General features: G+C 48.9%; 23 protein-coding genes, 1 pseudogene and 1 riboswitch. Of the genes and pseudogenes, 10 read left to right on the forward strand and 14 right to left on the reverse strand.

What is annotated here, in order from left to right; translation table 11 throughout:
• Positions 1-43: 43 nt before the first annotated feature.
• Positions 44-271, forward strand: a pseudogene (locus tag B8987_RS20190) (zinc ribbon domain-containing protein); the annotation flags it as partial.
• A gap of 136 nt (positions 272-407) precedes the next feature.
• Here B8987_RS20190 and B8987_RS03730 read toward each other — a convergent pair.
• From B8987_RS03730 to B8987_RS03745, 4 genes are all read right to left on the reverse strand, one after another.
• On the reverse strand, positions 408-1,361 hold the full coding sequence (locus B8987_RS03730; RefSeq protein ID WP_242823821.1) for an alpha/beta hydrolase: 954 nt from the start codon (positions 1,359-1,361) through the stop codon (positions 408-410).
• A 5-nt stretch (positions 1,362-1,366) separates the two neighbouring features.
• Positions 1,367-2,209, reverse strand: a complete 843-nt coding sequence (locus B8987_RS03735) for an alpha/beta fold hydrolase (RefSeq protein ID WP_084660872.1) — start codon at positions 2,207-2,209, stop codon at positions 1,367-1,369.
• 5 nt (positions 2,210-2,214) lie between these two features.
• Positions 2,215-3,774: a CAP domain-containing protein gene (locus B8987_RS03740; RefSeq protein WP_084660873.1), complete on the reverse strand. Its 1,560-nt coding sequence runs from the start codon at positions 3,772-3,774 to the stop codon at positions 2,215-2,217.
• Positions 3,775-3,840: 66 nt separating this feature from the next.
• The gene (locus B8987_RS03745; protein ID WP_020376619.1) at positions 3,841-4,134 is read right to left on the reverse strand and encodes a metal-sensitive transcriptional regulator; all 294 of its coding nucleotides are present in this window, start codon (positions 4,132-4,134) and stop codon (positions 3,841-3,843) included.
• A gap of 332 nt (positions 4,135-4,466) precedes the next feature.
• On the opposite strand from B8987_RS03745, the gene B8987_RS03750 reads away from it, so the two are divergent.
• From B8987_RS03750 to B8987_RS03765, 4 genes are all read left to right on the forward strand, one after another.
• Complete coding sequence (locus B8987_RS03750; protein ID WP_020376620.1) at positions 4,467-4,661, forward strand: hypothetical protein; 195 nt, start codon at positions 4,467-4,469, stop codon at positions 4,659-4,661.
• Between the two features lie 146 nt (positions 4,662-4,807).
• Complete coding sequence (locus B8987_RS03755) at positions 4,808-5,410, forward strand: pyroglutamyl-peptidase I (RefSeq protein ID WP_176213139.1); 603 nt, start codon at positions 4,808-4,810, stop codon at positions 5,408-5,410.
• Between the two features lie 147 nt (positions 5,411-5,557).
• A complete protein-coding gene (locus tag B8987_RS03760) occupies positions 5,558-8,773 on the forward strand; it encodes a S41 family peptidase (protein ID WP_084660875.1) in 3,216 nt (1,071 codons plus the stop codon).
• A gap of 346 nt (positions 8,774-9,119) precedes the next feature.
• Positions 9,120-10,178 (forward strand): tetraprenyl-beta-curcumene synthase family protein, encoded by a 1,059-nt coding sequence (locus B8987_RS03765; RefSeq protein WP_037913097.1) that lies wholly within the window; start codon positions 9,120-9,122, stop codon positions 10,176-10,178.
• Here the strand turns inward: B8987_RS03765 and B8987_RS03770 are convergent.
• A complete protein-coding gene (locus tag B8987_RS03770; protein WP_084660876.1) occupies positions 10,149-12,287 on the reverse strand; it encodes a RecQ family ATP-dependent DNA helicase in 2,139 nt (712 codons plus the stop codon). The genes B8987_RS03765 and B8987_RS03770 overlap by 30 nt on opposite strands.
• Positions 12,288-12,428: 141 nt before the next feature.
• On the opposite strand from B8987_RS03770, the gene B8987_RS03775 reads away from it, so the two are divergent.
• Positions 12,429-13,586, forward strand: a complete 1,158-nt coding sequence (locus B8987_RS03775) for a pyridoxal phosphate-dependent aminotransferase (RefSeq protein WP_051351136.1) — start codon at positions 12,429-12,431, stop codon at positions 13,584-13,586.
• On the opposite strand, the gene B8987_RS03780 is transcribed toward B8987_RS03775, so the two are convergent.
• The 7 genes from B8987_RS03780 to B8987_RS03810 form a co-directional block, all read right to left on the reverse strand.
• The gene (locus B8987_RS03780) at positions 13,561-14,970 is read right to left on the reverse strand and encodes an aldehyde dehydrogenase family protein (protein WP_084660877.1); all 1,410 of its coding nucleotides are present in this window, start codon (positions 14,968-14,970) and stop codon (positions 13,561-13,563) included. The genes B8987_RS03775 and B8987_RS03780 overlap by 26 nt on opposite strands.
• Positions 14,971-15,075: 105 nt before the next feature.
• Complete coding sequence (locus B8987_RS03785) at positions 15,076-16,236, reverse strand: trans-sulfuration enzyme family protein (protein WP_242823810.1); 1,161 nt, start codon at positions 16,234-16,236, stop codon at positions 15,076-15,078.
• A gap of 58 nt (positions 16,237-16,294) precedes the next feature.
• Positions 16,295-16,801 carry a hypothetical protein gene (locus B8987_RS03790; RefSeq protein WP_028962735.1) on the reverse strand — a complete coding sequence of 169 codons (507 nt, stop codon included), beginning with the start codon at positions 16,799-16,801 and terminating at the stop codon, positions 16,295-16,297.
• A gap of 76 nt (positions 16,802-16,877) precedes the next feature.
• Positions 16,878-17,216, reverse strand: a complete 339-nt coding sequence (locus B8987_RS03795; RefSeq protein WP_020376629.1) for an Mpo1-like protein — start codon at positions 17,214-17,216, stop codon at positions 16,878-16,880.
• A 139-nt stretch (positions 17,217-17,355) separates the two neighbouring features.
• Positions 17,356-18,480 carry a peptidoglycan-binding protein gene (locus tag B8987_RS03800; protein ID WP_028962734.1) on the reverse strand — a complete coding sequence of 375 codons (1,125 nt, stop codon included), beginning with the start codon at positions 18,478-18,480 and terminating at the stop codon, positions 17,356-17,358.
• A 9-nt stretch (positions 18,481-18,489) separates the two neighbouring features.
• A riboswitch (cyclic di-AMP (ydaO/yuaA leader) is annotated at positions 18,490-18,629 on the reverse strand.
• 242 nt (positions 18,630-18,871) lie between these two features.
• Positions 18,872-19,297 carry a GtrA family protein gene (locus B8987_RS03805; protein ID WP_020376631.1) on the reverse strand — a complete coding sequence of 142 codons (426 nt, stop codon included), beginning with the start codon at positions 19,295-19,297 and terminating at the stop codon, positions 18,872-18,874.
• On the reverse strand, positions 19,294-20,424 hold the full coding sequence (locus B8987_RS03810) for a glycosyltransferase family 4 protein (RefSeq protein WP_028962733.1): 1,131 nt from the start codon (positions 20,422-20,424) through the stop codon (positions 19,294-19,296). The genes B8987_RS03805 and B8987_RS03810 overlap by 4 nt, the downstream gene beginning before the upstream one ends.
• Positions 20,425-20,799: 375 nt before the next feature.
• On the opposite strand from B8987_RS03810, the gene B8987_RS03815 reads away from it, so the two are divergent.
• A complete protein-coding gene (locus B8987_RS03815) occupies positions 20,800-21,069 on the forward strand; it encodes a YtxH domain-containing protein (protein ID WP_028962732.1) in 270 nt (89 codons plus the stop codon).
• Positions 21,066-21,491, forward strand: a complete 426-nt coding sequence (locus B8987_RS03820) for a hypothetical protein (protein WP_084660878.1) — start codon at positions 21,066-21,068, stop codon at positions 21,489-21,491. Before B8987_RS03815 ends, B8987_RS03820 begins: the two co-directional genes overlap by 4 nt.
• A gap of 360 nt (positions 21,492-21,851) precedes the next feature.
• On the opposite strand, the gene B8987_RS03830 is transcribed toward B8987_RS03820, so the two are convergent.
• Together B8987_RS03830 and B8987_RS03835 are read right to left on the reverse strand one after the other, a co-directional pair.
• A complete protein-coding gene (locus B8987_RS03830) occupies positions 21,852-22,421 on the reverse strand; it encodes an NUDIX hydrolase (RefSeq protein ID WP_028962730.1) in 570 nt (189 codons plus the stop codon).
• Positions 22,422-22,674: 253 nt separating this feature from the next.
• Entirely contained in the window at positions 22,675-23,268 is a 594-nt protein-coding gene (locus tag B8987_RS03835) for a hypothetical protein (RefSeq protein ID WP_028962729.1), read from the reverse strand.
• 804 nt (positions 23,269-24,072) lie between these two features.
• On the opposite strand from B8987_RS03835, the gene B8987_RS03840 reads away from it, so the two are divergent.
• Together B8987_RS03840 and B8987_RS03845 are read left to right on the forward strand one after the other, a co-directional pair.
• Positions 24,073-24,924 carry a SirB1 family protein gene (locus tag B8987_RS03840; protein WP_026040833.1) on the forward strand — a complete coding sequence of 284 codons (852 nt, stop codon included), beginning with the start codon at positions 24,073-24,075 and terminating at the stop codon, positions 24,922-24,924.
• Positions 24,911-25,825 (forward strand): DMT family transporter, encoded by a 915-nt coding sequence (locus B8987_RS03845; RefSeq protein ID WP_084660880.1) that lies wholly within the window; start codon positions 24,911-24,913, stop codon positions 25,823-25,825. The genes B8987_RS03840 and B8987_RS03845 overlap by 14 nt, the downstream gene beginning before the upstream one ends.
• The last annotated feature ends 26 nt before the right edge of the window (positions 25,826-25,851 follow it).

The following is a 25,851-nucleotide window of genomic DNA, read 5'->3' on the forward strand; positions in this document are numbered from 1 at the left end:
TCGACTAGCAAAATTTTTAGCCAATGCCAGCTGGGACCGACTCGGTGTTTACCTGAACGACAAAGCCCGAAACGCCGGAAAGCCCCTGATTAAAGTGTCGCCGCATCAGACGTCACAACTTGGTAATGGCGGTTGCAGAACTTTGGTAGAAAACGACCTATCGATCCGTATTCACCAGTGCCCGACGTGTAGACTGGAGATTGACCGAGATGTCAACGCCGCGATCAAGATTTTGCATCGAGGGTTAGCAATGTTCCAGCCAGTTAGCTAACCGATATGCGTCACATAGGCATGGGACGAGCCAAATTCACGCTTGTGGAGATCGTGTAAGACCTGCCACGGCGGGTGATGGTGAATGAACCACGAAACTCTCCGCCTCTAAGCGAAGCGAAGGCGGAAGCAGTTCACTACTCGGTCCGTCTCCCCCAGGTCCTTAAACCAGGCAGGTACGGTGGAGCATGCAAATGGTCCCAGCGAGATAAAAACGCATATAAATGCGCAGCATAATCGAATGGAACCACCTTAAATGCCTGAATATGCCCCGCTCCTCGAACAACCCACAACCTCGCATGGGGATCGGTCTTTTGAGCCTTGTGATACAAGTCCACGGCATTATGAACGGGAACTAGTGGATCTCGTTGCCCTGCAATAATGAGCAATGGGCGCTTGCCGAGTTGCCTTAAATGGGAAGCCGGATTGGCATCCTCCAAAGAGAGATGTGCCACGCGGGGTAAAACCGTCATAAGAACGGGTTGGAATATCCGGCGCGGTAAGTATTGCCAAATCGGCAGATCCTCTTCCAAGTATCGTTTCAAACTATCATAGGGACTATCGGCAATAATTCCAGAAACGTAAGGATTCGATTCGGCCGTCAGAAGGGCTGTTGAAGCCCCCATTGAATAGCCTAACAAAATGATATGGGTACCTGGTGCCAGATGTCTCCTCGTGTAATCAACCGCCATATTTAAGTCTTGCGACTCTAACGCGCCAATCGTCACCATATTGCCTTGGGAAAACCCATGGGCACGAAAATCAAAATCTAAGACACTAACGCCCATATCATGAAGAATCCGAATCACAGCCAATAACGGAATACAAGGTTCGGACCGGTTGGATGAATAACCATGCGCAATAATGACGGTGACAGAATGATCCGACGGTTGGGGAATCCACCAGCCAGATAACACCAAAGGATGTCCAAATTGCACCGATTGGTAGGTCATGCCCCAGCCCTTAGGATTTCCCACCACCGGCGAACGCCGGGGATGTAAAAACATCCATCCAGCGACAAGCTCGTATACCGTCGCCACCAGAAAAACCACGACTGCCATAATCAGTCCTTTTTTGAGAAGGCGTGCCATGCTCTTCACGATTTGTTTGCCTCATGCCGAATCCGTTGGTAGGCTTCATTTAATAGCACGATAAAGCCATCGAGATCATAGTCATAGGGAAGATGGCCAGCACCCTGTAGCACAAGTAGAGGAAATGCCGAACCAATGGCCTCACGCACCTTTGGCAACGGAAACAAAATATCGCGATCCCCGTGAATAGCCACGGTGGGCACGGTACTCTGAAAAATGTGCTCCACAAAATTCGGTGCGGGATAAAATTCTCGCATCCGCGCCATCTCTTTAGCCCGTCGCCACCCATAGCGCATCCGTTCGCGCGTGCTAGGAGGGATCTCTGAAGGATTCAGTCCTAAAGCTTGCAACATTCGGTCACCATAAAAATCAAAACTCGTTATCCAAATGCCAATGCGGTTAAGCCATGTCCATGGCAAGGTTTTCATAGCATTCTCAGGCGGAAAATAGCCTGCACTGGCTACTAACACTAATCCCCCCACATCGCTGGAAAAATCGCTGACCACGCGCCCTGCGACCATGCCGCCAAAAGAATGCCCCACCAAGATCGGCTGCCTGAGGTGTAATTGTTGGATGAGTTGATGGACAGCATCCCGAAAATCATCTAATGTCTGTACGAAAGGCGGCAACTGGGAATCGCCAAATCCCGGTAAATCCACCGCGAGATATTGTCCAGGCACGGGCCTTTGGGCTAACAGATCGGCAAACGCCCACCGCGAAGATCCCATGCCATGGATAAATATCCACGTCGGGCCTTCACCCAAAGCGGGCCACAAAGACCACACCAGGCGAAGAGGGCGATCTCTTAAGAGAATGACCGTCGTCTGTTTTCTTGGATCGGCAAGCACGTTTGTCACCACCAAAATTGCGCACTGTTTCCACTAGCGGTTATCGCTTCAAATATCTCCCTGCGAGGAGGTTTAGGAATTCGGCACGATAGTAAACCTTCACCATTGGTCACTCCCTGTCCCACGACCATGGAATGCTCAGGGGAAACGGCACGATATATGCGTACCGCTTCCCCTTGGATGGGCACACCACTGCCCGCTTTAACCACCGAGATGGTCACGATGCCGGAAGCACGCGGTTCTACGGCTACTGATTGATCACTGCCTCCGGTTGTAAAATGCCAACTTAAACGGATGGGGTGCACACTTTGGTTATTAAAATGTGCATTGGCCGTCACCGATACCTGATATTGGGTATCGGGTCTTAGCACTTGAGACGGAACAATGCCCACCTGATTAGTGGCCATATCGTGAAGACCCGGTTCATCAACAATCACCGGGAGCGTGACATTTCCCCATGTAATCTCAGCATGTACGTCACTAAGTTGTTGCACCGTGGGAAAGTCCACGGTAATAGGGTATCCAAATTGCTTTGAAAATCCTCCCACGACCGGACTTGGGCTTTCCATATCGATCCATCCCGTGGGCACTCCATGCTGTCCAGATGCGGGGTAGACCACAGCAAATGGCAATGTGGAGCGATATCCAAAGCCGAGATCCATGACCACAGCTCCTGTTGGACCCGTACTTTCGCCTGTTCCCATCGCTACCGCATTGGGGGATAAAATCGATAACCGGTGAAAAACCGTATCAACAAGATTTTGAATGACCGTCACCGACGCCATGGGAGTACTCCATTCAATGCCCACTTCGCCATCCAGTGGCGTGGGCCAGCCAAAAGTCATATCACGGTCCCACGGATTTTGTCCCGTAAAACCCTGTTTAGAAGGCTCTTCCAGATGAAATGAGGGAGCATGATAACCATTTTGCTGCACATACCGTGCATGAGCAGCAGCAGCCCACGTCAGCGCCTGGCTCCAGGTCACCGGCCTTTCATATAAGCGGCTCCGTATAGTATTTAACGCCGAAATATAATCCTCTTGATTAGCAGTTGCTAAATAAGGATGGAGACTTTGCTGTTGTGCCGCCGGCCACGGCTTGACGGTTATCGACCATGTCGATAGCGGGGTTTGAAACCCTGGGGTTAGAAAGCGAACCGTATAATGCCCTGGCAATAAGGGTTTTTTCAAGTGAACCCCGACAAATCCATTAGATTCATAAGAAAGTGGGCCCGTGCTAATAAGACCGTGACTGCTGGTCACTTGCAACTGAAAATTGTCGGCTCTTAACGTTCCAGGACTATCCCCAATAAACTGAACGCCGATAAATTTCGGTGAGCGGACCGCTGTATAGGAATTCGGAATAATTGGGCTAATCGTATTAGCAGATTCGTAACCATAATTGGTTTGGGTCGAATCCGGCCCAAAGATCGTTGCCGGAGCGGGAAGAATGCCATCACTCGCTGGAGGTATCACAAAGCTGGTGACGCCGGCATCAAGACGACTACCGCCAAAAACCAATAACAACACGATAACGATTTTGCCGAGTCGAGGAATTCCAGCCACTCAGTCCTCCTGAAATGTCTTTGCTCTGGTTGAGTTTAGGTCAATTTTCCCGCTATTATTCTAGACCTATAACCGACCTTTCGCATTGAGTTCGGCTAAAATCGCTCGAATCTGTTCTGGATCTAATGGTCCTGCTGCCTGTTCAATGCCATCTACCACCCCGCATGCGCTAACGACACGAGCGACTTGGCTAAGTGCCCCAGAAATCGCCGCCAACTGAGTCAAAATGGCTTTGCAATCCTCGTCGCGCTCGAGCATAGCCTGAACGCCACGAGCTTGGCCTTCGATCCGACGCATACGGCGTATTAAATCGTCTCGGTCCCAATATTTCGCAATGACAGGGCGTTTTTCTGTGTCCATGCTTTACACCTCACCGCCCTTTGCCGTCTCTAGGATATCCGGCTCATCGTGAAAAAATGCCACTACACCTTCATATTATATACCCTACCCGGTATGAAGACGAGAAGCCTCAACAATTTTGACCTTTTCAGGTGATCTTCTGAAACTTGAAACATCTTTGAAACAACTTCCGTGTTTAATGACATCAACAACATGATTTATTCATCCATCTCCTAAGGAGTCTTGACTGATGAATAGATGACACGGCGACTATAAAATTTAAACATTTTGATTGTGAGAAGTAACTGACACTGATTGTCGTATTTCGTGAATTTCTAAGGAGGCGTTATGAGATGCTAACTATTATGATTTGTCCCAAATGCCGCAGACATCCTCTTCGTACGGTCACCAACCACATCTCGGGAGACGTTTACAAAATCTGTGACAATTACCCGATCTGCTCATATGTGGAAGATTTAGAACCGTGGATTCCCATTGACTTAATTAGCGCTGAACATCCGACACCACCGATGAGTCACACGGCGTAAGTTGCCCTCTGGCGTTCACTTCCATATACTAGAAAAGGGCTTTTGTCGATGAATAGGGAACACGTATAACGTACGGCAGAGTACCCACGACATCTGCCGTATATTTTTGCTTTGGGCATAGTTTATCAAAGAAAGGACGGAATCTTGTGATTTTGGTGACGTATTTTGATCCCTTTGGTGGGGATACAGTCAATGTGTCCCAAGAAGTTGCCACCCGTGTTCCACAGCGCGACTATATTGTAAGCGCTGAACTCAAAACCAGTAAGCGCGACGTGGAACAACAAATTCCTGAATTGATCACCAAAGTCCGTCCCGATGCCATTTTGGGTTTAGGACAGGCTGAAGGCCGTGTCGTCCCCACCCTGGAACGTGTTGGAATCAATCTGATTGATAGCCGTATTGAGGACAATCGGCATGAACAATATCATGATGAGATGGTTGTACCAGATGGTCCGCCAGCATATTTTAGTACGCTTCCCGTCCGTCAGATTGTCGAAACCGTTCACCAACACGGCTTGCCCATCGAATTGTCCTTGTCCGCGGGAGCATTTATGTGCAATCAGGCTTTATATCTAATGCGCCACACCGCTAGAAACATCCCCGCAGGATTCTTGCATTTACCTCTTTTACCCAGCCAAGCCGCCTCAAGACGGCATATAGCGAGTATGGGGTTAACAGATCAAATTACGGTAGTTAGTATCGTCTTGGACACCATATGGCTATGGTTACAACGAGGGGAGTCCCACTGAAAGCCCACAGCGTGGTCAAGTTTTGCACGATGATCCCGCCATGAACCTTAAGACACCGCAGTATGTCTTTTTTCCCTATAACAAAAACTGGACGTAACAGGCACGGAAAAAGTTTAGGTTTCAAACGGCGCAATTAAGGAGGTCACTATGAGTATTGCCGGTTATTATCGGTATCCAACAATTGCTAAACATCACGTCGTTTTTGTTTCCGAAGATGATTTATGGACCGTAGACCAAGACGGAGGGGTGGCGCGGCGACTCACCGCGGGCTGGGGATCGGCAACCCGTCCCCTACTGTCACCCGATGGGCAATGGATTGCCTTTGTCGGTCGCGAAGAAGGCGACAATGAAGTCTATATCATGCCTCAGGAAGGCGGAGAAGTCACCCGGTTAACCTATTTAGGTGCTAACACTCAGCCTGTGGCTTTTCATCCTGATGGATCCCTGATTATTTCATCCAATGCAGGTCAGCCCTTTCGCTCGCTGTTCATGCTTTATCGTCTTCCCTTAAGTGGTGGCGAGCCTGAACCGATGCATTTGGGCCCCGCTAATAATATTGCTTTTGGACCAAATCAAGGAGTGGTATTAGGGCGCAACACCGCAGATCCTGCCCGTTGGAAAAGGTACCGGGGCGGCACACGCGGCCAATTATGGATCGACCAAGACGGGAGTGGCCACTTTGAGCGCTATGAAGGGGTCAATGGGAATTTTGCCTCCCCTATGTGGATTGGAAACCGCATTTACTTTATTTCTGACCATGAAGGTTATGCCAATATTTATTCGATCGAACCAGATGGTCGCCATTTAGAACGGCATACCGACCATGAAACCTATTATGTGCGTAACGCTTCGACTGATGGTCATTTTATTGTCTATCATGCTGGTGCCGACTTATATGTCCTCGATCCTCTAAGCGGTGAAGATACCCGTTTGGCCATTGAGTACTATAGCCAAAAAACTCAAGTCGAACCCTATTATGCCAAAGCTCAAGATTATTGGACGGACTATGCGTTAAGTCCTTCTGGAGACAAAGTGCTCATCACGACCCGCGGTAAGCTCTTTCAGATGGGCAACTGGGAAGGGCCAGTTGAACCGCTCGGTGCTCTTGAAGGAGTACGGTACCGCTTAAGTCAGTGGATACCGGGGAGTGATCAGATCTTAACCATCTCTGATGATGGGGGTGAGGAAGGGCTCGAATTACTGGACCCCAAAACCCATTCGCGCACCCGATTTCCTGGCAGTATTGGTCAAGCTACGGCTTTGAAAGTCTCACCTGATGGCCAGTTTGCTGTGCTAGCCAATCAACGCCATGAGTTATGGCTAGCGGATTTAAAGGCTTTTACCTTATCGCAAATTGATGGGTCGATTTATGGTCCTGTTCGCGGGATCAATTTTTCCCCCGATAGTCGCTGGGTCGCTTATGGATTGCATCAATCTTCCAAAACTTGTGCCATCAAAGTGTATAATTTAATTAGTCGCGAAAGCCAGTGGATCACGCGTCCGGTTTTGATTGATTCCGATCCGGTTTTTGATCCAGCGGGAAGATTTTTATATTTCTTGTCGTACCGGGTTTTTGACCCCGTTTATGATAATTTGCGTTTTGATTTGGGTTTCCCCAATGGCATGCACCCTTATCTTATTCCGTTACAAAAAGACCAACGGTCTCCCTTCATGCCAGAGCCGCGTCCGGTTGTGGATACCAATGACAAATCGGAGACAGAGGGATCGGATGCCAACAAACTGGTCACCATCGATTTTGAAGGAATATTAGACCGGGCTGTGCCTTTTCCCGTCCAAGAAGGGCTGTATCGTCAGCTGGAAGCTGGTCCCGATAAAGTGTACTGGACGACCGTGGAACCCCACGGCAGTTTACATACCTCATTTTATGACAGTGAATCAGCCCAAGCGACTCTGCACGAATACTCGCTGAAAGACTTGAAGGAAGACGTGTTAGGATCTCACATCACCAGTTTTTCGCTCAACGCCCTTCGTAACACCATGGCTATCCGCTTGGGAAAAAAGCTGCGAATTGCCAAAGCGGGGGACAAACTGGATGAGAAAGCATCGACAAAACCGGGACGAGAAACAGGATTCGTTGATTTTCAACGTATCTCATTATTTGTCAACCGGCGCGCCGAATGGGAACAAATGTTGCGTGAAGCCTGGCGACTGATGCGGGATAACTTTTGGTCCGAATCGATGTCAGGGATTGATTGGGAACAAATTTTCCACCGCTACCAAATTTTACTTCCACGAGTTGCTACCCGCTCTGAATTTTCCGACTTGGTCTGGGAAATGCAAGGCGAATTAGGCACATCCCACGCCTATGAAATCGGTGGCGATTATCGCAAAGAGCCCAGTAACCGCATTGGTTTCTTAGCGGCCAAATGGCGTTGGGTTCCGGAATTTAATGGCTATCAAATCACAGAGATTGCACGTGGCGACAGCACCACGGAGGGGGAAAACTCTCCCTTATTGGCTCCGGGTATTGACATCCAGGAAGGCGATATTGTCACCATGGTAGACAACAAGCCATTAGATCCATCGTTGCCACCCGAAGCGCATTTAATCAATAAGGCCAAGCAATCCGTACGCTTAAGTTATCTTCGTCCAGGTGACAGTGCCCTTAAAACCGCCGATGTCATCGCGTTACCCCAAGAAATGCCCGTCTATTATCGCCAATGGGTCAATCGCAATCGCGAAAAGGTGCATCAGGCCTCTTCGGGACGACTAGGGTATGTGCATATTCCTGACATGGGTCCCCGTGGATTCGCCGAATTTTACCGCGCTTACCTAAAAGAATCGGAATATGAAGGGCTCATAGTCGATGTACGCTTTAATGGCGGGGGACATGTCTCGCAGTTGATTTTAGAAAACTTGCAACGTCAACGTCTGGGCTATGACGTGCCTCGTCACGGTCAGCCAGAACCTTATCCGCAAGACAGTATTTTGGGTCCCATTGTGGCACTCACCAATGAATATGCGGGATCTGATGGCGATATCTTCTCACACTCCTTTAAGCTGATGGGAATTGGCCCCTTAGTCGGCCAACGAACCTGGGGTGGTGTCATTGGGATATGGGCCCGGCACCGGTTAGTCGACGGGAGTATTACGACGCAACCCGAATTTTCCTTTTGGTTTAAAGATGTGGGTTGGGGTGTTGAAAATTATGGGACAGACCCGACGATTCCCGTAGAAAATCGTCCTGAAGACTACCTAAATGGCTATGACCGCCAGCTCGACCGGGCCATTGAAGAGGGCATGCGCCTGCTCACTGAAAATCCCCCCAAGGTACCGGATTTTAGTCAAAAACCTGTGCTGACTCCAGGACATTTACCACCAAGACCCCAAAGCCGAGCCTAAGCTCGGCTTTTTTTCTAGTGGTGGTAAGAGACCTTCAAATGTGCGTTGGAAGGTCGAAGAAATACCGGAACATAGGCGAAGAGGCTAGTAACATGCAAAACGTGCGTGGTACTATTTTGCATAATATTTCATTATGGGTCATGGCGTTAACAATGTCCCATCATAAATATATGCCCGCTTGTTTTCGTTGCGCGGTGAACCCAGGTCTCTTCGATTTCTTTAGTTTTGAGTCCTTTCGGTTTCAGCGCCTGTCACAGTGAGTCTCACTTAAATCACGTAGCATAGCGGCCTTAGTCAGACATACACTGTGGTAAGCGATTACGGAGGCCGAATTAAGGAGAATACCATGTCAGGAAAATTTCTAGACTTCATCAGGTCATGGCAATGGGGAACCGAATATTTTCGTGTTGTGCGTCCCCGTGTCGTGCATTTAATCGGTGAGTTACACCAAATGGCGCAAGACATCCCCGATCCCGTCTTGCGTGAACAAGCTTTGAGTTCGCTGCAAACCAAACAATTTCACTGTGAAGGCGGAGGTGTATTTGGAGGACCATCTCGGGATCCTCACGGGTATCTCTTAGAATTTCTGGTCCCTTATCAAAGTTTATGCGACTACTTGGATACTGTCACCGATAGAGGCCCCTCACAAGATCCGGACAATTTGCGGGAACTGCACCAAGGCTTGATCGATGCCATTACGCCCTTAGCCCCCGTCCGGGACTATTACCGGAATCATCCCCATGGTGAAGATGGCGGTTACTTGGCATCTTTGGTGCACCGTTCTCAAGCCGCCTTACGCCATTTCCCCGGTTATCCCGCGGTTCAACCCGCGATCACGCGCTTGGTCGAACTCTATGTGGACTTACAAGTATATAAACATGGCCCTGTGCCCACACGTCTTGATCGTCTCACCACATGGTTTCAAAAGGAGGCGGATCCCGAAAATGGCTTATTTTGGTGGGAATTTGCTGCCGCCACAGGGTCTACCCTCGGCATTTTTGCTTTACTCACCTTAGCATTAGAAAAAGATCCTGACGATAAACAAATCGAAACCTTGTTTCGTCTCTATTTTCCCTGGATTGGTGCATTACATATTTTACTCGATTATCTCATTGACCAAGAAGAGGACCGTGAAGGCGGTGATTTGAATTTTGTCACTTACTATCACAGTCCAGAGCAGGCAACCCAGCGGCTTCAATGGATTTACCATCATATTGTGCGCGAGGCCCGCAACTTTCCTGACGCTGCTTTTCACCGTTATGTTGCCCGTGGGCTACTCGGATTCTATCTATCCGACCGTAAAGTCCACCATGAACTCAACCGCCCAGCATGTCAATTGCTGGCAACCGGGGGCAGTGTGAGCATCGGAGTCTGGTTAGCGGCGCATGTCGGGCGCGCTCCGTGACCGCTGTATCAGCGCCCGGGCAATGCGCAGCTGGTCATAAGGATATTTTCCTTTTAAAGCGACAAATAAACTCTTTAACGTCTGGTTCGGATCACGGGTCAAACACTCTTCGACTTGTTGTTGGACCTGGGGAGGAACCAGACTCTCCCCATACCAACGCCATGCCCGGCTTTGATCTTGGATAATCCACTCCTCTAAGTATCCGATGACAGTGGATGGCTTGCGGTTCACACGCTCAGCCACTTCTGGCACCGGCAATCCTTCGGCAAAAAGACTCCACGCTTGTTCTTTGGCTGATTTCACCCGGACCCCGTAAGATGCTTTTTGAGGATTGTCTTCATCGACCTCACGACAAATCGCTATCAGAGCTTGACCGTAGCGATTTAATTTTATGGGTCCCATGCCCGGACACTGGTGCAATTCTTCCCACGTTTTTGGTCGGCGCTCACAGATTTCGCGCAGCACACGATCACTAAAAATAATATACGGGGCAACATTTTCATCCAGCGCTTGTTGTTGGCGCCAGGCTCGAAGTTTTTCCCACAACACCCCATCATGGTCCGCGGTTTTCAAAGTCCGTTGTGCTCCAGAAAATGAAGAGTGCGCACAAATATCACAGCACAGGTGGGGTGTGTCCCCAGAGGCGATCAGAGATTGACCAAAGTATTGGTGAATCGCTTCACGCCGACAACGGGATGCATCAATATACGCTTTCATTTGTTCATATTGGGTAGTTCGGTGAGCATACAAGCGTTGAAGTCTGTCGTTCAATGCCTGGGTCATCCATGATTCCACGGGTTTTTTGACGCGCACGAACATTTGGTGCGCTCTTTTCGCTAACACCTCGACCACATCCATGTCTTCCAGCGCCGTCACAATCACCTCCGCTATCGCTTCGAAATCTAAAGTCTCCTCACCTGGTGTCATCTCCCCCGCGCTGTTAAGATCCCACCACACCCCACGGTGTAACGGCCAGCGACCAACAATCTCCATAACCTGCTGAATCACTTGCTGCCGCGGACGTTCGCGTTCTAACATTCTGCGCCGCTGTTTGATGTCCGCCGGCGTAACAACCAAGCGAGCCCAAGCCCTTTGGCCATCGCGTCCGGCCCGTCCCCATTCTTGGGTATAAGAATCTAACGACTCTGGCATCCCAATGTTCAACACCCCGCGCACATCACTGCGGTCGATTCCCATTCCAAATGCCGTGGTCGCCACCACAATACGCAAGCGACCCGTGGAGAATGCATCCTGAACGACCATCCGTTCCTTCTGCATAAGCCCTGCATGATAAATACCAATCGGTTCTTGAATGGCTTGCTGAATCCACCGCCCCCAATATTCCGCTTGTCTACGGGTGGCGGTATAGATAATAATGGCTCCGGATTCTTGCTGAATTGCGTCAAGGACGGCCTGATGCTGTTGCTTACTCCCGGCCACCTTTTCTACCGCTAAGAAAATATTGGCACGATCCATAGATTGTCGCGTAACCAAGCATTTTTCCGGACTCAATCCTAATTGGCGGAGGATATCGTCTTCCACTTGCGGTGTTGCGGTAGCCGTCAATGCCAAAATCGGAGGTTGGCCCAGTAAGCGGTGAAACTGTTTTATCCGACGGTAATCCGGACGAAAATCATGCCCCCATTCCGAAATCGAATGCGCTTCATCAACAACCAGTAAGCTGCACGGCAAACGGTCAATTTGTCTCAACAAATCCGGATGCCTGAGCCGTTCCGGAGCGAGAAAAATCACCCGCAATCGTCCCTGAGCCCATGCCGTCAAGACATCCTCGTCAGCATCCCCCCATTGTTCCCAATGGCTCCAGTGCGCCGCCGCAATACCCAACTCATTCAAACGCTTAGTTTGTTCGCGCATTAAACTCAATAACGGTGAGATAACCACGGTGGGAGCGGGCAAAAGCACACTGGGAAGTTGATAGCACAACGATTTACCGGCTCCAGTGGGCAAAATGGCGAGTTGCGACGTGTTTAAAAACACATGACTGATGATCTCCCGTTGTAACGGTCGGAAATCGGGCAAATGAAAAACATTATGTAAGGTCCATTCGATTTTTCGGTGCAATGATTCGGAAATGCCAATAGTGTTCATAACCTATCATTCGCGATAAACGCGACAAGTTCCTGTTTCCTTAGCAGCACGAAAAATTTTGTCTTTTCCGAATCCCAATAAAGTTTTAAACTAGAGTCTACCGTGACTGAATCATTTTTGCACCAAGAAAGGGGAACATCTGTGTACTGGGCCCAACCAGACAATCTGCCAACTTCAGGAATCCGAGAAATCCTCGATATCGCTTTGCAAATGTCCGGGGCCATCCGCTTAGAAACCGGAGAACCCAATTTTCCTCCCGATCCGGCCGTTATCGACGCATTTTACGAAGCGGCCCGTGCTGGACACAATCGTTACACATCGTCATGGGGTATTCTGCCGTTACGGGAAGCGCTGGCGGACAAAATTCGCTCGGTGAATCATGTAATCCGATCACCCGAGGAAATTCTGGTCACCCCGGGAGGAAGTCCCGGTCTCTTTTTAGCCTTTCTTGGCACGCTCGGTGCTGGGGATCAGGTTCTGGTGCCCAACCCGGGCTGGCCGGATTATTTAGGCGGGATTCGTGCACTACATCTTGATCCGATTTTTTATCCCTTACCAGCTCCCCAATTTTGGCCGGATCTCTCTGTTTTGGAAGAATTAGTCACACCAAGAACTCGCGCCATCGTGGTGAACTTTCCCGGCAATCCCGCAGGCAGCATTCCACCGCGTACGGTCATTGAAGCGCTTGTTGAGTTTGCTCACACCCATGATTTGTGGATTATCTCAGATGAGGTCTATGATCAAATCGTCTATACGGATACCGTGCTGTCTCCCGCACAACTTGCACCAGAACGCACCATCTCCGTGTATTCTTTTTCCAAAACATATGCCATGACCGGATGGCGCTTAGGATATGTCGCCCTGCCATGGCCCTATAGTGAATCGTTGAACCGTATTGCGATGGGACTATGGTCATCCGTTGCGGAGCCATTACAATATGCGGGACTCACCGCCCTAAAAACTGGTTCCCCAGGCATTACGACCCGTCTTGAACACTACCGACGTCGGCGAGATCTCGCCCTCAACTTGCTGAACTCATATCAGATTCCTTGTCACCGCCCTGATGGCGCATTTTATCTCTTGGTTGACATTTCCCGCACGGGCATGCGTTCACGAGACTTTGCACTGCAACTGCTCGAACAAGAAAAAGTTGCCGTAGCCCCAGGTTCGGCATTTGGCTCCATGACCGACCATTATGTGCGTATTTCCTTGGCCTCATCAGAAGAGGACCTGACCCAAGGATTAACGATTTTGGCTCAGGTCCTCCAAAATCCTATAAGTTTAGCACCACGACGGTAGGATAGGTCATTTCCAAAATCGCATATTCGGGCCCTTCCCGTCCCAGTCCCGAATCTTTAATTCCGCCATATGGCATATTATCGGCTCGGTAGGAGGAGGAATCATTGATGATGACGCCTCCTACTTCGAGTTCTTGAGCACACTTTATGGCAATGGATAAAGAGCGGGTAAATACTCCCGCTTGTAAGCCATAACGACTCTCATTCGCCCAAGCAATCGCTTCATCGATGGTGTCATAGGGAACTAAGCCTGCGAGCGGCGCAAACACTTCTTCCGCCATAACCTGCATAGAAGGAGCCACGTTGACTAATATCGTCGGAGTCACCAAAGCGCCTTGTTTTTCTGCGGGCAAAAGAGCTTGAGCCCCTTGTTGTAAGGCATCTTCATACCAGGCCCAAGCCCGGTTTGCGGCATCTTCGGTAATCATAGGTCCTACGTCCGTACGGGGATCTTCGGGATCGCCAACGACCAAAGCCTTCGATGCCGCAATCAAGCGTTCTTGAAACGGTTCAAAAATGTTGCGCTGAACATAGATGCGCTGAACGGCTATACACACTTGTCCAGCATATCCGAAGGCGCGGGCAGCGAGGGTCTTAGCCGCCAAGTCCATGTCTGCATCTTCGTGCACAATATTGGCCGAGTTGTTGCCCAGTTCTAAGAGGACAGGTTTGAGTCCTGCATGGGCTCGGATTTCTTGGCCCACTTTTTGTGAGCCCGTAAAGCTAATCAGTTGGATGCCGGGATGAGACACAAGCTTTTGTCCTAATTCAGGGCCCGATCCGGTAAGCACATTGAGCCAACCCGGAGGTAATCCCGCATCCGCCATGAGTTCTGCTAATTTCATAGCCGTCAAAGGCGTTTGTGGAGCCGGCTTTAAAATGACAGCATTTCCACCAGCAATGGCGGGAGCCACTTTATGTAATACGAGGTTGAGAGGAAAATTAAACGGCGTAATGGCCAACATAGTGCCATAGGGTTTTCGTACGGTGAAGGCTAACCGATTCTCCGATCCCGGATTACCGCGCACCGGAACTTCTTCACCATGTAAGGTTCTCGCAGCCACGGCCGCATAACGGAGTGTCTGTTGCCCTCGGCTAACTTCCGTGCGTGCATCTTTTAATGGTTTCCCCGCTTCTTGACAAATCAATGTGGCAAACTCTTCGTGCCGCTCTTGCAAAAGATCGGCCGCCTTCTCTAAAATACGGTAGCGTTCGTGCACGCTAAGGGGTTTAGTTCTCGCTCGCGTGGCACTTTCGACTGCTAATGCAATCGCCGTATCATCCGCTTCTCCCGCCATATCGATGACCTGATGGCGATATTTGTGATAGACCGGGTATGCTTTTGCGACAGGCACTCGTTGCCCATCAATCCATACCTCTGCCATGCTCTTTCACCTCTTCAACCGATTTTGGACGCTGTTGTAGAATATTTTTTGCCCCAACATCCCGTGCGCTTTTACGGGGGAACGGCAGGAATAACGCCTGAGATATCAATCCAGAGCGTGTTCTAAATCGGCAATGAGATCCTTGACATCCTCAATACCTACCGAAAGTCGAATCAGTCCGGGCACAATACCGCGGCGATTTCGTTCTTCTTCGGGTATCGCACTATGCGTCATGGTGGCGGGATGGCTGACTAATGATTCCACGCCGCCTAGACTTTCAGCAACTGCAAACACGCGAAACTTCCGCAAAACCTCGTAGACGTGCGTTGTGTCCGCATCTTTTAACACAAAGGAGATCATTCCACCACCACCCCGCATTTGTTTGGAATAGGCGACTTGTCCTTCCGGATAATAAAGCTGGCTGACACGAGGATGGGTCTTCAGAAACTGCACAATGTGTAAAGCATTTTGCGTATGTTGCTGCATCCGCAAGGCTAAAGTTTTCACGCCGCGGAGAATGAGCCAGGCGTCAAAAGGTCCTAAAATCGGGCCTGTGGCATTGCGAAGAAACTGCAAAGACTCGCGCCAGCGAGCATCACCGCCAATCACCACGCCGCCGATGACATCGGAGTGCCCTGCGATGTATTTTGTCATCGAATGAACCACCAGGTCCGCACCTAAGCATAGCGGATTTTGCAGATAGGGTGACGCAAAGGTATTATCGACAACCACGGTCAAATCATGCAAATGCGCCTTTTGAGTTACGCGTTCAATATCGATCACGTGTAAAAGGGGATTGGTCGGTGTCTCCAACCACACCAGACGGGTCGTCGGTCGAATCCTCGTCACCCAATCATCGGTATCGAACGTACAATAATCCACCGCGATATGATGCTGGCGATAGACCTGTTCTAATAACCGGTAGACTCCTCCGTAGAGATCTAATCCCGCAATAATATGATCGCCCGGGTTTAAGTGCCGCAAAATGGCATCACAAGCTGCCATTCCCGAGCCAAAGACCACAGCAAACTGACCGTTTTCCAAAGCTGTCAAGGTGTCTTCCAACGCTTCCCGATTCGGTGAGTCGCCGCGACCATATTCATAGTGAACAGGTGTTCCATCAAGCACTTGGGTATATGTACTGGTTTGGTAGATAGGCATTGTTGTCGCTCGAGATTGATCTAAAGAGGTTTGCGCTTGGTGAATGGCTCGAGTGCTAAATCCCCATTCTTCGTGCTGGTTCTTAGATTGATTCGCGGTCGCCACCACCCCTTCGTATAGTTCCGTGGTTCTCTTTCTATTTAAGCAACCCGGACACGAAAACTCAACTGTTGACGAGGACCGCATCCCACGAAACATCAAGCACTTGCCCATTGGGCAATAGTTTAAAGGAGAACGGGGCTAAATGGGTGCTGGGATCAAAATAAAGACGATCAAAAGCCATATTCGGTAGCGGCGGAACATTAATATAGACTTCTTCCGGAATCGTTGTTGATTCAATGGGATGGGGGAGATAATGGAGGCTCTTTTCAAGACCCGCCACATTGATTGGGACTTCTAACGTCACATAATATGTGTTTGAGCCATTATCATAACTAGGCCCATAATTGTAATACCCAGGAATTTGACCACTACCCAGATATTCCGCATTGCCCGTTGCCTGCAAAATATTCGCCCCAATATTATGGCCGGATAAGGTCGGGGTATTGATAATCTTGCGCACAGGTCCTGGCATGTTGCCAATGCTGTTGGGGCTGCCACAACCGGCGAGAACCACGCTGACACCTATCAACAACGCTAGACGCCGCCCATGGCGCAACCACGATGACATCACGCTCGCCTCCTCTTGCCCTATATATATCGGTTGAGAAGCGAACTATGTTAGCCATGTCGACAGGTCTTGAGCCTCATTTTCCTTTCAACGGGTTGCGCGGCAAGGAGAAATCTTCAAAAGCAAAGCCTCGTGTCAACATAATCCAAAATAATAACAGGTCTGCTTGTAGAGAATACCGAGGAAACCGCCAGGTTGCTGGGCGATTTTGTTCAATAAATAAATGGCCATACCAGGCGAACCCATACCCCATGACAACGGCAAGCAATAAATACCAGGCGTTAAAGGTTAGAAGAGCCAATAAAATCGCAATCAAGGCCGTACCCGTGCCTATGAAATGCATGAGACGCGTCATAGACTTCTGGTGCTGCGCCAGATAATATGGCCAAAACTCTTCAAATGAATGCATTCTCATCTGTTTTTCACCTCATCATAATATTTCGCGAGAATGACGAAAAATCCTTCCTTGAAGAGGCACAGACCAGCAATTTAAACTATTTTTTTCCATAAAAAATGAGAGCAGCGGATAACTGCTCTCATGAGGTACTGCCAAATTATTTGCCTAGAACATAGACGGTAACGGGCTCGATGCCAAAATTAGAGACGGTCTGCGAATTGGCATCCATGAAAATGTCAATACGGTGTCCCACTATCGCTCCACCTGTATCCATTGCGCGGCCTAAAAATCCGCCGGCCGGCAAATTGGGATCGGTGTATCCGGTCACGTAAACGTACGATTTTAGTGGAATGAGTGATGGATCCACGGCAATCATTCCAGGTTCCAAAGGTTGGCCAAATGCATCGACCGGTCCGTAGGGATAGTTGTCTTTAAGACTCGGACCATATGCCGTTGCGCGCATATGATAGACCGCAATCACGGGGCGGCCATCAATCGTACTGGGCGTAGATGAAGACGACGAGGACACTTGCGACGCCGCTGACACGTTAGCCGATTGGGTGGTAGTCGTACTGGAGGTCGTATTGCTGACACTGTTTTGTGCCGTATTTGCGGGCGTCAGCTCACTATTGGGGGCTAAAATGCCGAGCCCAATCAAAATCTGTTTCCAGGTATCGTATGTGGTTACACCCGAAGGAGTCAGCCCTTGCGCACGCTGAAAAGCTTCCACCGCCGCTTGCGTTTTAGGCCCAAAAATTCCGTCTGTCGGTCCCACTTGAGTGTAGCCCAATAACTTGAGATCAGCTTGTAAAGTCGCAACCCAATGTCCTTGGGATCCGATGGCAAGTCTCTGATAAAGTGCCGGGTGTTCTTGCGCATTAATGGGAGGCACGTTAACGGAGAATGTCATAGGGCCGGTGTAACGCGGAGTCAAGTTAAATCCGGCTAAAATATCTTGCCAAACAGGTGGGCTCGTCACCCCCGTCGGAGCAAACCCGTTATTTTCTTGGAAGGCCTTGAGCGCTGCCAATGTTTTGGGTCCAAAGATTCCGTCATCCGTGCCGACACTGTGATAGCCCAATAAATAGAGATCGGCTTGTAGTGTGGCGACCCAGTGTCCCACGCTACCTTGTTGGAGCACTTGATTCATGGCAGGATGTTGCTGCGCTAACATTTGTGTGGTTTCGGGAATCGAGGCCGCTTCAGCCGATCCAGAAACCATCATGCCGAGTGCTGCAGTCGCCCCAGTCATTAGGGCTCCGGCAAGAAAACGATAATGCATTAAATAATCTCCCCTCAACAATTTTGCCTCCGGAGTTAGCTGACGGGTTAGGGCGCGGAGAGTGGCCCCTTCGACCGAAAACGGTCGAATTCACCCCAGATTTGGATCCCCCGGTTGTTGAATCATCAACAATTTGGCTGGCGTCAGTTTAGGAAAGATTGGACAAACTGTCAGATGCCATAATGCTGGTTATCCCTGCGTCTTGCCCTATCGTCTGTCCCTTTTCAAGACAATCGCAATATTTGTCCATGATTGCGCTATCATTCCAATTTTTAGCGTGCGGGGTTTAAAACGGTGTGTAAAAGACCGTAAAAAATGACGTATGAGCGAGATATTTGCGAGCCTCTGGAATTTGACGGAAAGAAACATGTAACAAATTGGATCGCACAAATTACGTAAACACAATCAATTTCATCATAATAAAACTGGTTAAGGACGCTAAAAACATGGCAGCGAGTTTAGCAATATTATTGGCCATGACATGGGGAATGGCATGGATCTGCAATACTAACGGAGCAATTAACCACAAAATTAAATCATTGACCACGATATTAATTAATGATTGCACAATAAAAAGAACGCGCTGACGCAGTGCTTCTTTCCCATGTTTTTTAACATTCTTCCGAAAAGTCCAGCGGCTGTTCCAGATGTAGCTGTTAAGGATGGCGGCCATTACCGCTAAGGTGTTATACACCACGAGTTGATCGACATTCCTTGTAGGAATGAGCCAATACAACCCATTAAAAACTAAGAGATCGATGACGGCATTACCCAATCCGACCGATACGAATTGGATAAATTGCCATAGCCGACTCATTGATGTCCCTTTACGTGACGAATCGCCGCCTCGTAGAGCGCCTCGAGTTCTTGCGTAGGTTCTTTCCATCCCCATTTCTCCGCTTCTTGGCGCGCCTTCACTCCAAGATCCGCCAGTAAAGTCCGGTCCTTTAGCAATTCGCTTACCAATTGAGCTAATTGGTAAGGTTGGGTACTCGGAAATAGCCTTCCTGCCCCACTAGGATCAATTAGTTCATGCGACGGTCCAGATTCTGCGGCCACAATGGGCAACCCCGAAGCCATCGCTTCTAATAACACCAAACCTAATGTTTCCGTCGTACTCGGAAACACAAAAAAGTCTGCTGAGGCATACGCACTTGCCAATTCTTCCCCTAACAGTTTTCCGACAAATGTCGTAGGCGTCCGCTCAAAGCGCTGTTTGAAATAATCGACAGCCGGTCCATCGCCGACCAAAGCCAGATGCACACCGGGATTTCCCGGAAACAAAGATAATAATCGTTCTAATCCCTTTTCTTTAGCGATCCGACCGACGTATAACGCAATAAGCCGATCAGCATGTCCACCGGTTAATCGCTGACGCATGGCTTCGTTCCGGTGACGCGGATGAAATCCTGAGAGATCCACGCCGCGTCGCCAAAGCCGCGCGTTTTTAATTCCATGCTGAGTAATTTCTTTCATAATGGCTTCGGATGTCGCCAAATTATACACAGCCTGGTTATGTAACATGCGCAAAAGTCCCCAGATGGCCGGTTTGGTAAATCCCAAATGATAGAAGTCAGCATATTGCGCAATATTCGTATGATACGACGCCACTAATGGATATTGGCGGCGGCGCGCCGCGTATACACCTGCAATGCCTAAGACAAACGGATTTACAACATGGACCACATCGGGGCGAAATTCGTCGAGAAATTTTTGGACGCGGGGTAACGGAATACCCCAAGGCTTTCCTCCATAGACAAAAGACACGGAAAATGTGGGTACGGATTTTACCGGAATCCCTTCAAAGACAGGTTCTCCGCCACAAGGTGCCACAATAAATAACTCGTGTCCCATCCGTTTAAGTTCCCGAACCGTTTCCGTAATCCGGGTTACCACCCCATCCGTGGACGGCCGCCATGTTTCTGTAACAAATGCAATTCTCATATCTTCAACGCCCAAAAGTGCGTTATTTGCACACCCAATCCCACCATGTATCTATGTTGAGCCAAATATTCTATGAACCAGCATAGTATATCATAGCCGATCTGTCCTGTCCTTTTTGCCTCCCAATCATCTAGTCCCAATCGTTCCCAATATTCATAATCGCTTTCCATTTTCCCATCACGGTCGCACCCTCGAGTAATACACGCACAAAGACCTAGGACATGGTGCCATGAACGCAATAAGGCATCCTGTCAGCTTGACCCAAGTCGCAGCGACATGATGGCATGTCTGGGCGTCTTTCACAATGCTATCTTCCAGGACTTTTCCATCGCCACGAGATATGTCACAATAGAAGAAAATCGAGGAGGCGAGATTATGAACGATCGCACATGGGATCGGTTAAGCGGATTAGTTGTCGGAGCGGCATTAGGTGTGCTCGCAGGAATACTTTTGGCACCCAGCGCCGGTGCAGAAACTCGGGGTAGCATAAAAAAGAAAACGCAGGATTCCTTAGATCAAATTCAAAAGAATGTGCGTGATATTCGCGAATCATTAACGCAAAAAGGACAAGCTTTATTTAAAAAATCCGTAACCGAGATTCCGCTCGATGACAATGAAGATCCTCACGAGGATCAAGGTGCATGACCATAAGCACCGCCTTAACGATTATTGCTATTTGTTTTATCATCTTAACCTTAATTGTCGTCGGGCTCGGCATCATGCTGTTCATCGTCACTTTACGCGTCATCCGCCTAGAGAAGACGATTACTCAGGAAGTATCCGTTCTTCGCCGGCAATTGGGTGAACTGATTCAAACAGCCCGTGAATCATCGTCCCGGCTCGGACAAACCGTTCAGGAATTTAAGGCGTCGGCCTATCGGATGGGACTGATTGCCACAAGCATTGCCGGACTCATCGAATCCCGTAAGGCGAAAACCCTCAAAGCTTCTCCGCCGAAAGCCAAAGTACGTCCGTGGTGGTTATCAACGCTGGCTTTAGGCTATTCATTGTGGAACAAAAGACGCAAAACCAAACAGTCTCCCCCATCATCCAGTGTCTCGTCGTGATTGCAGGCCTTCCTTGTACTCAGACTTCCCATCAACCGATGCGATGTTCTGTAGCGAGGGAGGCCTGTGTTTGCGGTTTGTAGCAAAAAATTTCCTGCCCGGTCACGCCAAGCCATCTTTTCACATAGGGTGAAACAACAGGAATTCGCGGGAGGGATCATGATGTCAAACAATGTCCATGATAAATCAGACCCCTGGCACGTCGATATTCTCATCCAGTTTTTGCAACAAACTTTGGTCACATTAGCTGACGACTATCATCAAAAGCCTAATCCTCGAAACTTTTTTCAAACGATTACCTTAATGCATGATGTTCTCGATGCCTTAACGGTACAAATTCCGGACATCTATCCCTTAACATTAAGACGTCGGGATTGTCATCCGCATCTCCATGCGAAACAGTTGAAGAACCATATTGTGCAAACTAAACGCGAGTGAAGGAGCCTCTTCCCAAGGGTAGAAACGGGCTTCTTGCGCATCCGTTCCAGCTTGCAATTGTCCCCCGATGGGATGCCCGCGGAAAAATGTAATGATCGTGTCATTACTAGGTGTCGACCAGGTTCCAAATTGCCGATCTAATGACACAACGAGCCCGGTTTCTTCTTCCACCTCTCGCACTGCGGCATCGGCCACACTTTCCCCCAGTTCAATCCCGCCACCGGGAAAGGTTAATCCGCCGACAAAAGGCGGATACCGGCGGGTCACCAGTAAAATTTCCTTACGTGACGGTTCGAAAACTAATACCGCCACTGCAGGTAATGCCCGTTCCCAATAAACAAAACCACAATGAGGACAATAGCGACGCTCTCGCCCATCCCACGTATGGTTTAATAAGGGTTCGCGACATAATGGACAATAGATCCATTGACTGGCCGGTGCATGCCGCCATTGCACAAAATTATTAGGCTTTTCTTCGTTCGCGTCAGACATATTCGTCACCGTTGCTATTGTAGCAGTTTATGACGCCATGGATAAAGGTGTCAGAGAGCAAATTGCACCGGGACGTTTGATTCTAAAAAGGCGAACCGAAATATCAAGTACCCAGGCTAAATTCATATTTTGTAAATTTGCGGGTAAAACTAAGGTCCCCGGGAATCCCAATGTAAAAACACAGACTCCTCAATGTGCCAGCCATTTCACACGACGCATGTCGTCGAAGGCAATCGATTCGATTCGTGGTTGATCACTCATCGCTCCCTTCAGGCCAAGACGATGATTGCGTATTTTCCAAGTGGGCTTTCAAGGTCTTCAGTTCTTGACCCATCCCCTGCATTTGATCTTCTGCCATAGCCAGAAATTTTATAAGTTCTGGCTGGCGTTCATGGTCAATTTCCATGATGTGGCGCACCTCATTATAGAGGTCGAGTGCCCGGTCCAGTTCCTTCCGGACACTTTCCATCCGGTCCAACAATTGGTTCCGGTATTCCTGAGCCTTTTCATCCTTGAGTAACGTATTCAATAATTGCAAGAGGACCGGATCATCAGTGGAAAGACGCACCATAATCGGCTGCCCTTTAAAGTCTTGCGCCGCCTGAATCCATGTCAACGGATCAGGAACAGGCACACCCCGAATAAATCCCTGCCATGGAGCTAATGGAATCTCAATACGCCGGTGAATAGACATCGTCATGCTTAAGGCATACTCGTCTTTTAATTGATAAACAAAGCGTGTGCGACTCGGGTCCGCCATTAAGTAACCAATAATGGTTTGAATCAGAGGGTTTTGTTGGGCTATTCTCCCGATATAAACAAGGACTTTTTGATTATCTGTGCCCAAGAAGCATACCCTCCTTTCCGTATACGATTGATGCAAAACACCGCTATCCTTTATCAGGGTTCCCACTTGCCGTCTGCTCAATCATGACAGCACGTTCCAGTTTTTATGTTCAAGGTTTCTAAGACTATCCTGACAATATTAGAAAATAGAAAACTCCATCTTTCCCCCAAGAACACCTTGTGGATCGCTGCGTTTGGGGATAATCACGTTGCGGACACGCTAAAAACGTGTCCGCGACATCTTGTGTCCATCAGCCCCAAAGAAGACACTGTACACCCTTTTATGTACAAAAACGCCAACACTCCCGCACCATCATAAATACGGGAGATATGGCCCAGACGGATGTTTATTACCATAGTTCCTCCATGGGCGATGGCTTTTTTTCATCTTTATTCTTATGATATCATTGCTTTTAAAGCAATGCCAAGTTTCCTCCATGAAAACTCCTCGGGTCCCGAAGAACCTGCGGGTCGGTAGACATTACGGCAAGAGATTCACATTGCATCCCCAAACTCAACACAAAGTGGCTTGCCAGCGGGTTTGCTGTTAGAAAATTCGGGGAAAAATGGTACAGCTTAGGTAAATGCGGTGCTATGCTCTTGCCAAGCCTTGTATAATAAATATACAATCTCGACTACTTCTTATAGCGAGATTCAAATTTGGCAGGAGAATCACGACCTAACGCGAATAATATGTTAACGGCTGGTAGCGGCTTCGAACCTTGGGGATCGCTATTCCATATAATGGAGGTATACTCGTTGATACCTCGGCCGCATTTGAGCCATGGAGAAAGGAGCGGCGGCCATGAAAACATTGACTGAGAGAGAAATTAAAGCTTTGATTCGTCTCTTGGGGGATGATGATATCAAGACGGCGCAAATAGCCCGACAGCGATTGATCGAATCTCGTCAGGAGGCTCAGCCATATCTGGAAGAAGCCAGAACGTCTTTAGATCCACATGTTCGGACGCGGGTCTATAGTATTCTCGAACGACTTCGTCTTGACGAACTGGGAGAACGCTTCCAACGTTTTGCGGCCATGCCGTCCGCTTGGATCGACCTGGAAGAAGGTGCCTTTCTCATTGCTGAATCCGGATACCCGACAATTAATCGCCAACATTATCGAGACATGCTGGATTCCATGGCCCAAGAATTTAAAGTTCACATGGATCAGCACAATCTCAAAGGTCGTGAACTCATCGAGAGTTTAAACCACTATTTCTTTGATGAGCTCGGCTTTACGGGAAATAAAGAAGCCTACTATGATCCCGATAACAGTTATCTCAACCAAGTGTTGGACCGTCGGTTAGGGATTCCCATTAGTTTGTCTTTAGTCTACCTATTAATTGCCCGTCGTTTACGCATCCCAGTGGTCGGCATCAGCATGCCTGGACACTTTCTCCTCCAATATAATGATAGCCTATTCATTGATGCCTTTGAAAAAGGCCAATTGTTGAACCGGGGCGAATGTGTTCAATTTCTCATGACCAATGGTTTTGGCTTCCATCCAGCGTATTTGAGTCCTACTCCCACGCGTTTTATGCTTGTGCGCATGTTGACCAATCTTATTCAAATCTATAGCACGCAAGATCCGGACCGTGCCGATTCCTTAAGCGCGTTTCGGGATATGTTAACCCAGTCTTATGCTAAAGTCTGAGCCATCTCGGACACCTTACACCCCAACTGCTCTTCAACTATATGGGGCTGTAGCAGTTGGGGTCTTGTCTGTTTCGAGTGCGTCCGTGCTTATTCGTTTAACCCCTGCCCCAGCCAATGCCATTGCTTTTTGGCGACTCATTCTTACTGCCCTGCTTTTAATGCCCGTCGTGCTCCGGCAGTCGCCAACATGGTTGAGCTTAAGGCATCTAAAACTTTTCACGATATCGGGATTATTTTTAGCGTTGCACTTTATTTTCTGGATTCAATCCCTCATGATTCTACCGGTCGCCTTGTCGACCGCGTTAGTCTCGACACACCCGTTACTTATCGCATTATATACGCGTATCGTGCGCAAACAGCCCTTTCCCATGCGCATTAAGATAGGATTAGCAAGCGCTACCCTAGGTCTTGTAATATTACCCATTGGGGCAGCCTGGTCCTTTCATCAAACAGCTGGCATGGTCGATGCCTTGTTAGGCGCACTCTTTGCAGGATTATATCTCATGGCTGGGAAGCACTCGCGACAAAGCTTATCCGCGAGCCAGTACTCGTTCGGAACCTATCTCATGTCGAGTTTCCTCTTGTTTCTTATCAATATGTTTCAGAAACATTCCCTCGGACCTGTGAATGGGCATGTGATGATCTTATATCTTCTTATGGCTATCATTCCCACACTGGGCGGGCATACCACATTTAACTGGTTATTGCGATTCATGCCGGCCGGACAAGTATCCATGGCCATGATTGGGGAAATCCCCGGGTCTGCCATGTTAGCGTGGCTTATTCTTCGACAAATGCCCTCGTGGACGGTTTGGATCAGCCTGATCTTCCTCACGCTAGGAATCGTCATGACCCTGCGCTCCACCAAGGAACCGACTCCGGCGAACTCCGACCTCTAAACCATGTGTATTATAATGGGAATTAT

It is taken from the genome of Sulfobacillus thermosulfidooxidans DSM 9293 (assembly GCF_900176145.1).
GTDB classification, from domain to species: domain Bacteria; phylum Bacillota; class Sulfobacillia; order Sulfobacillales; family Sulfobacillaceae; genus Sulfobacillus; species Sulfobacillus thermosulfidooxidans.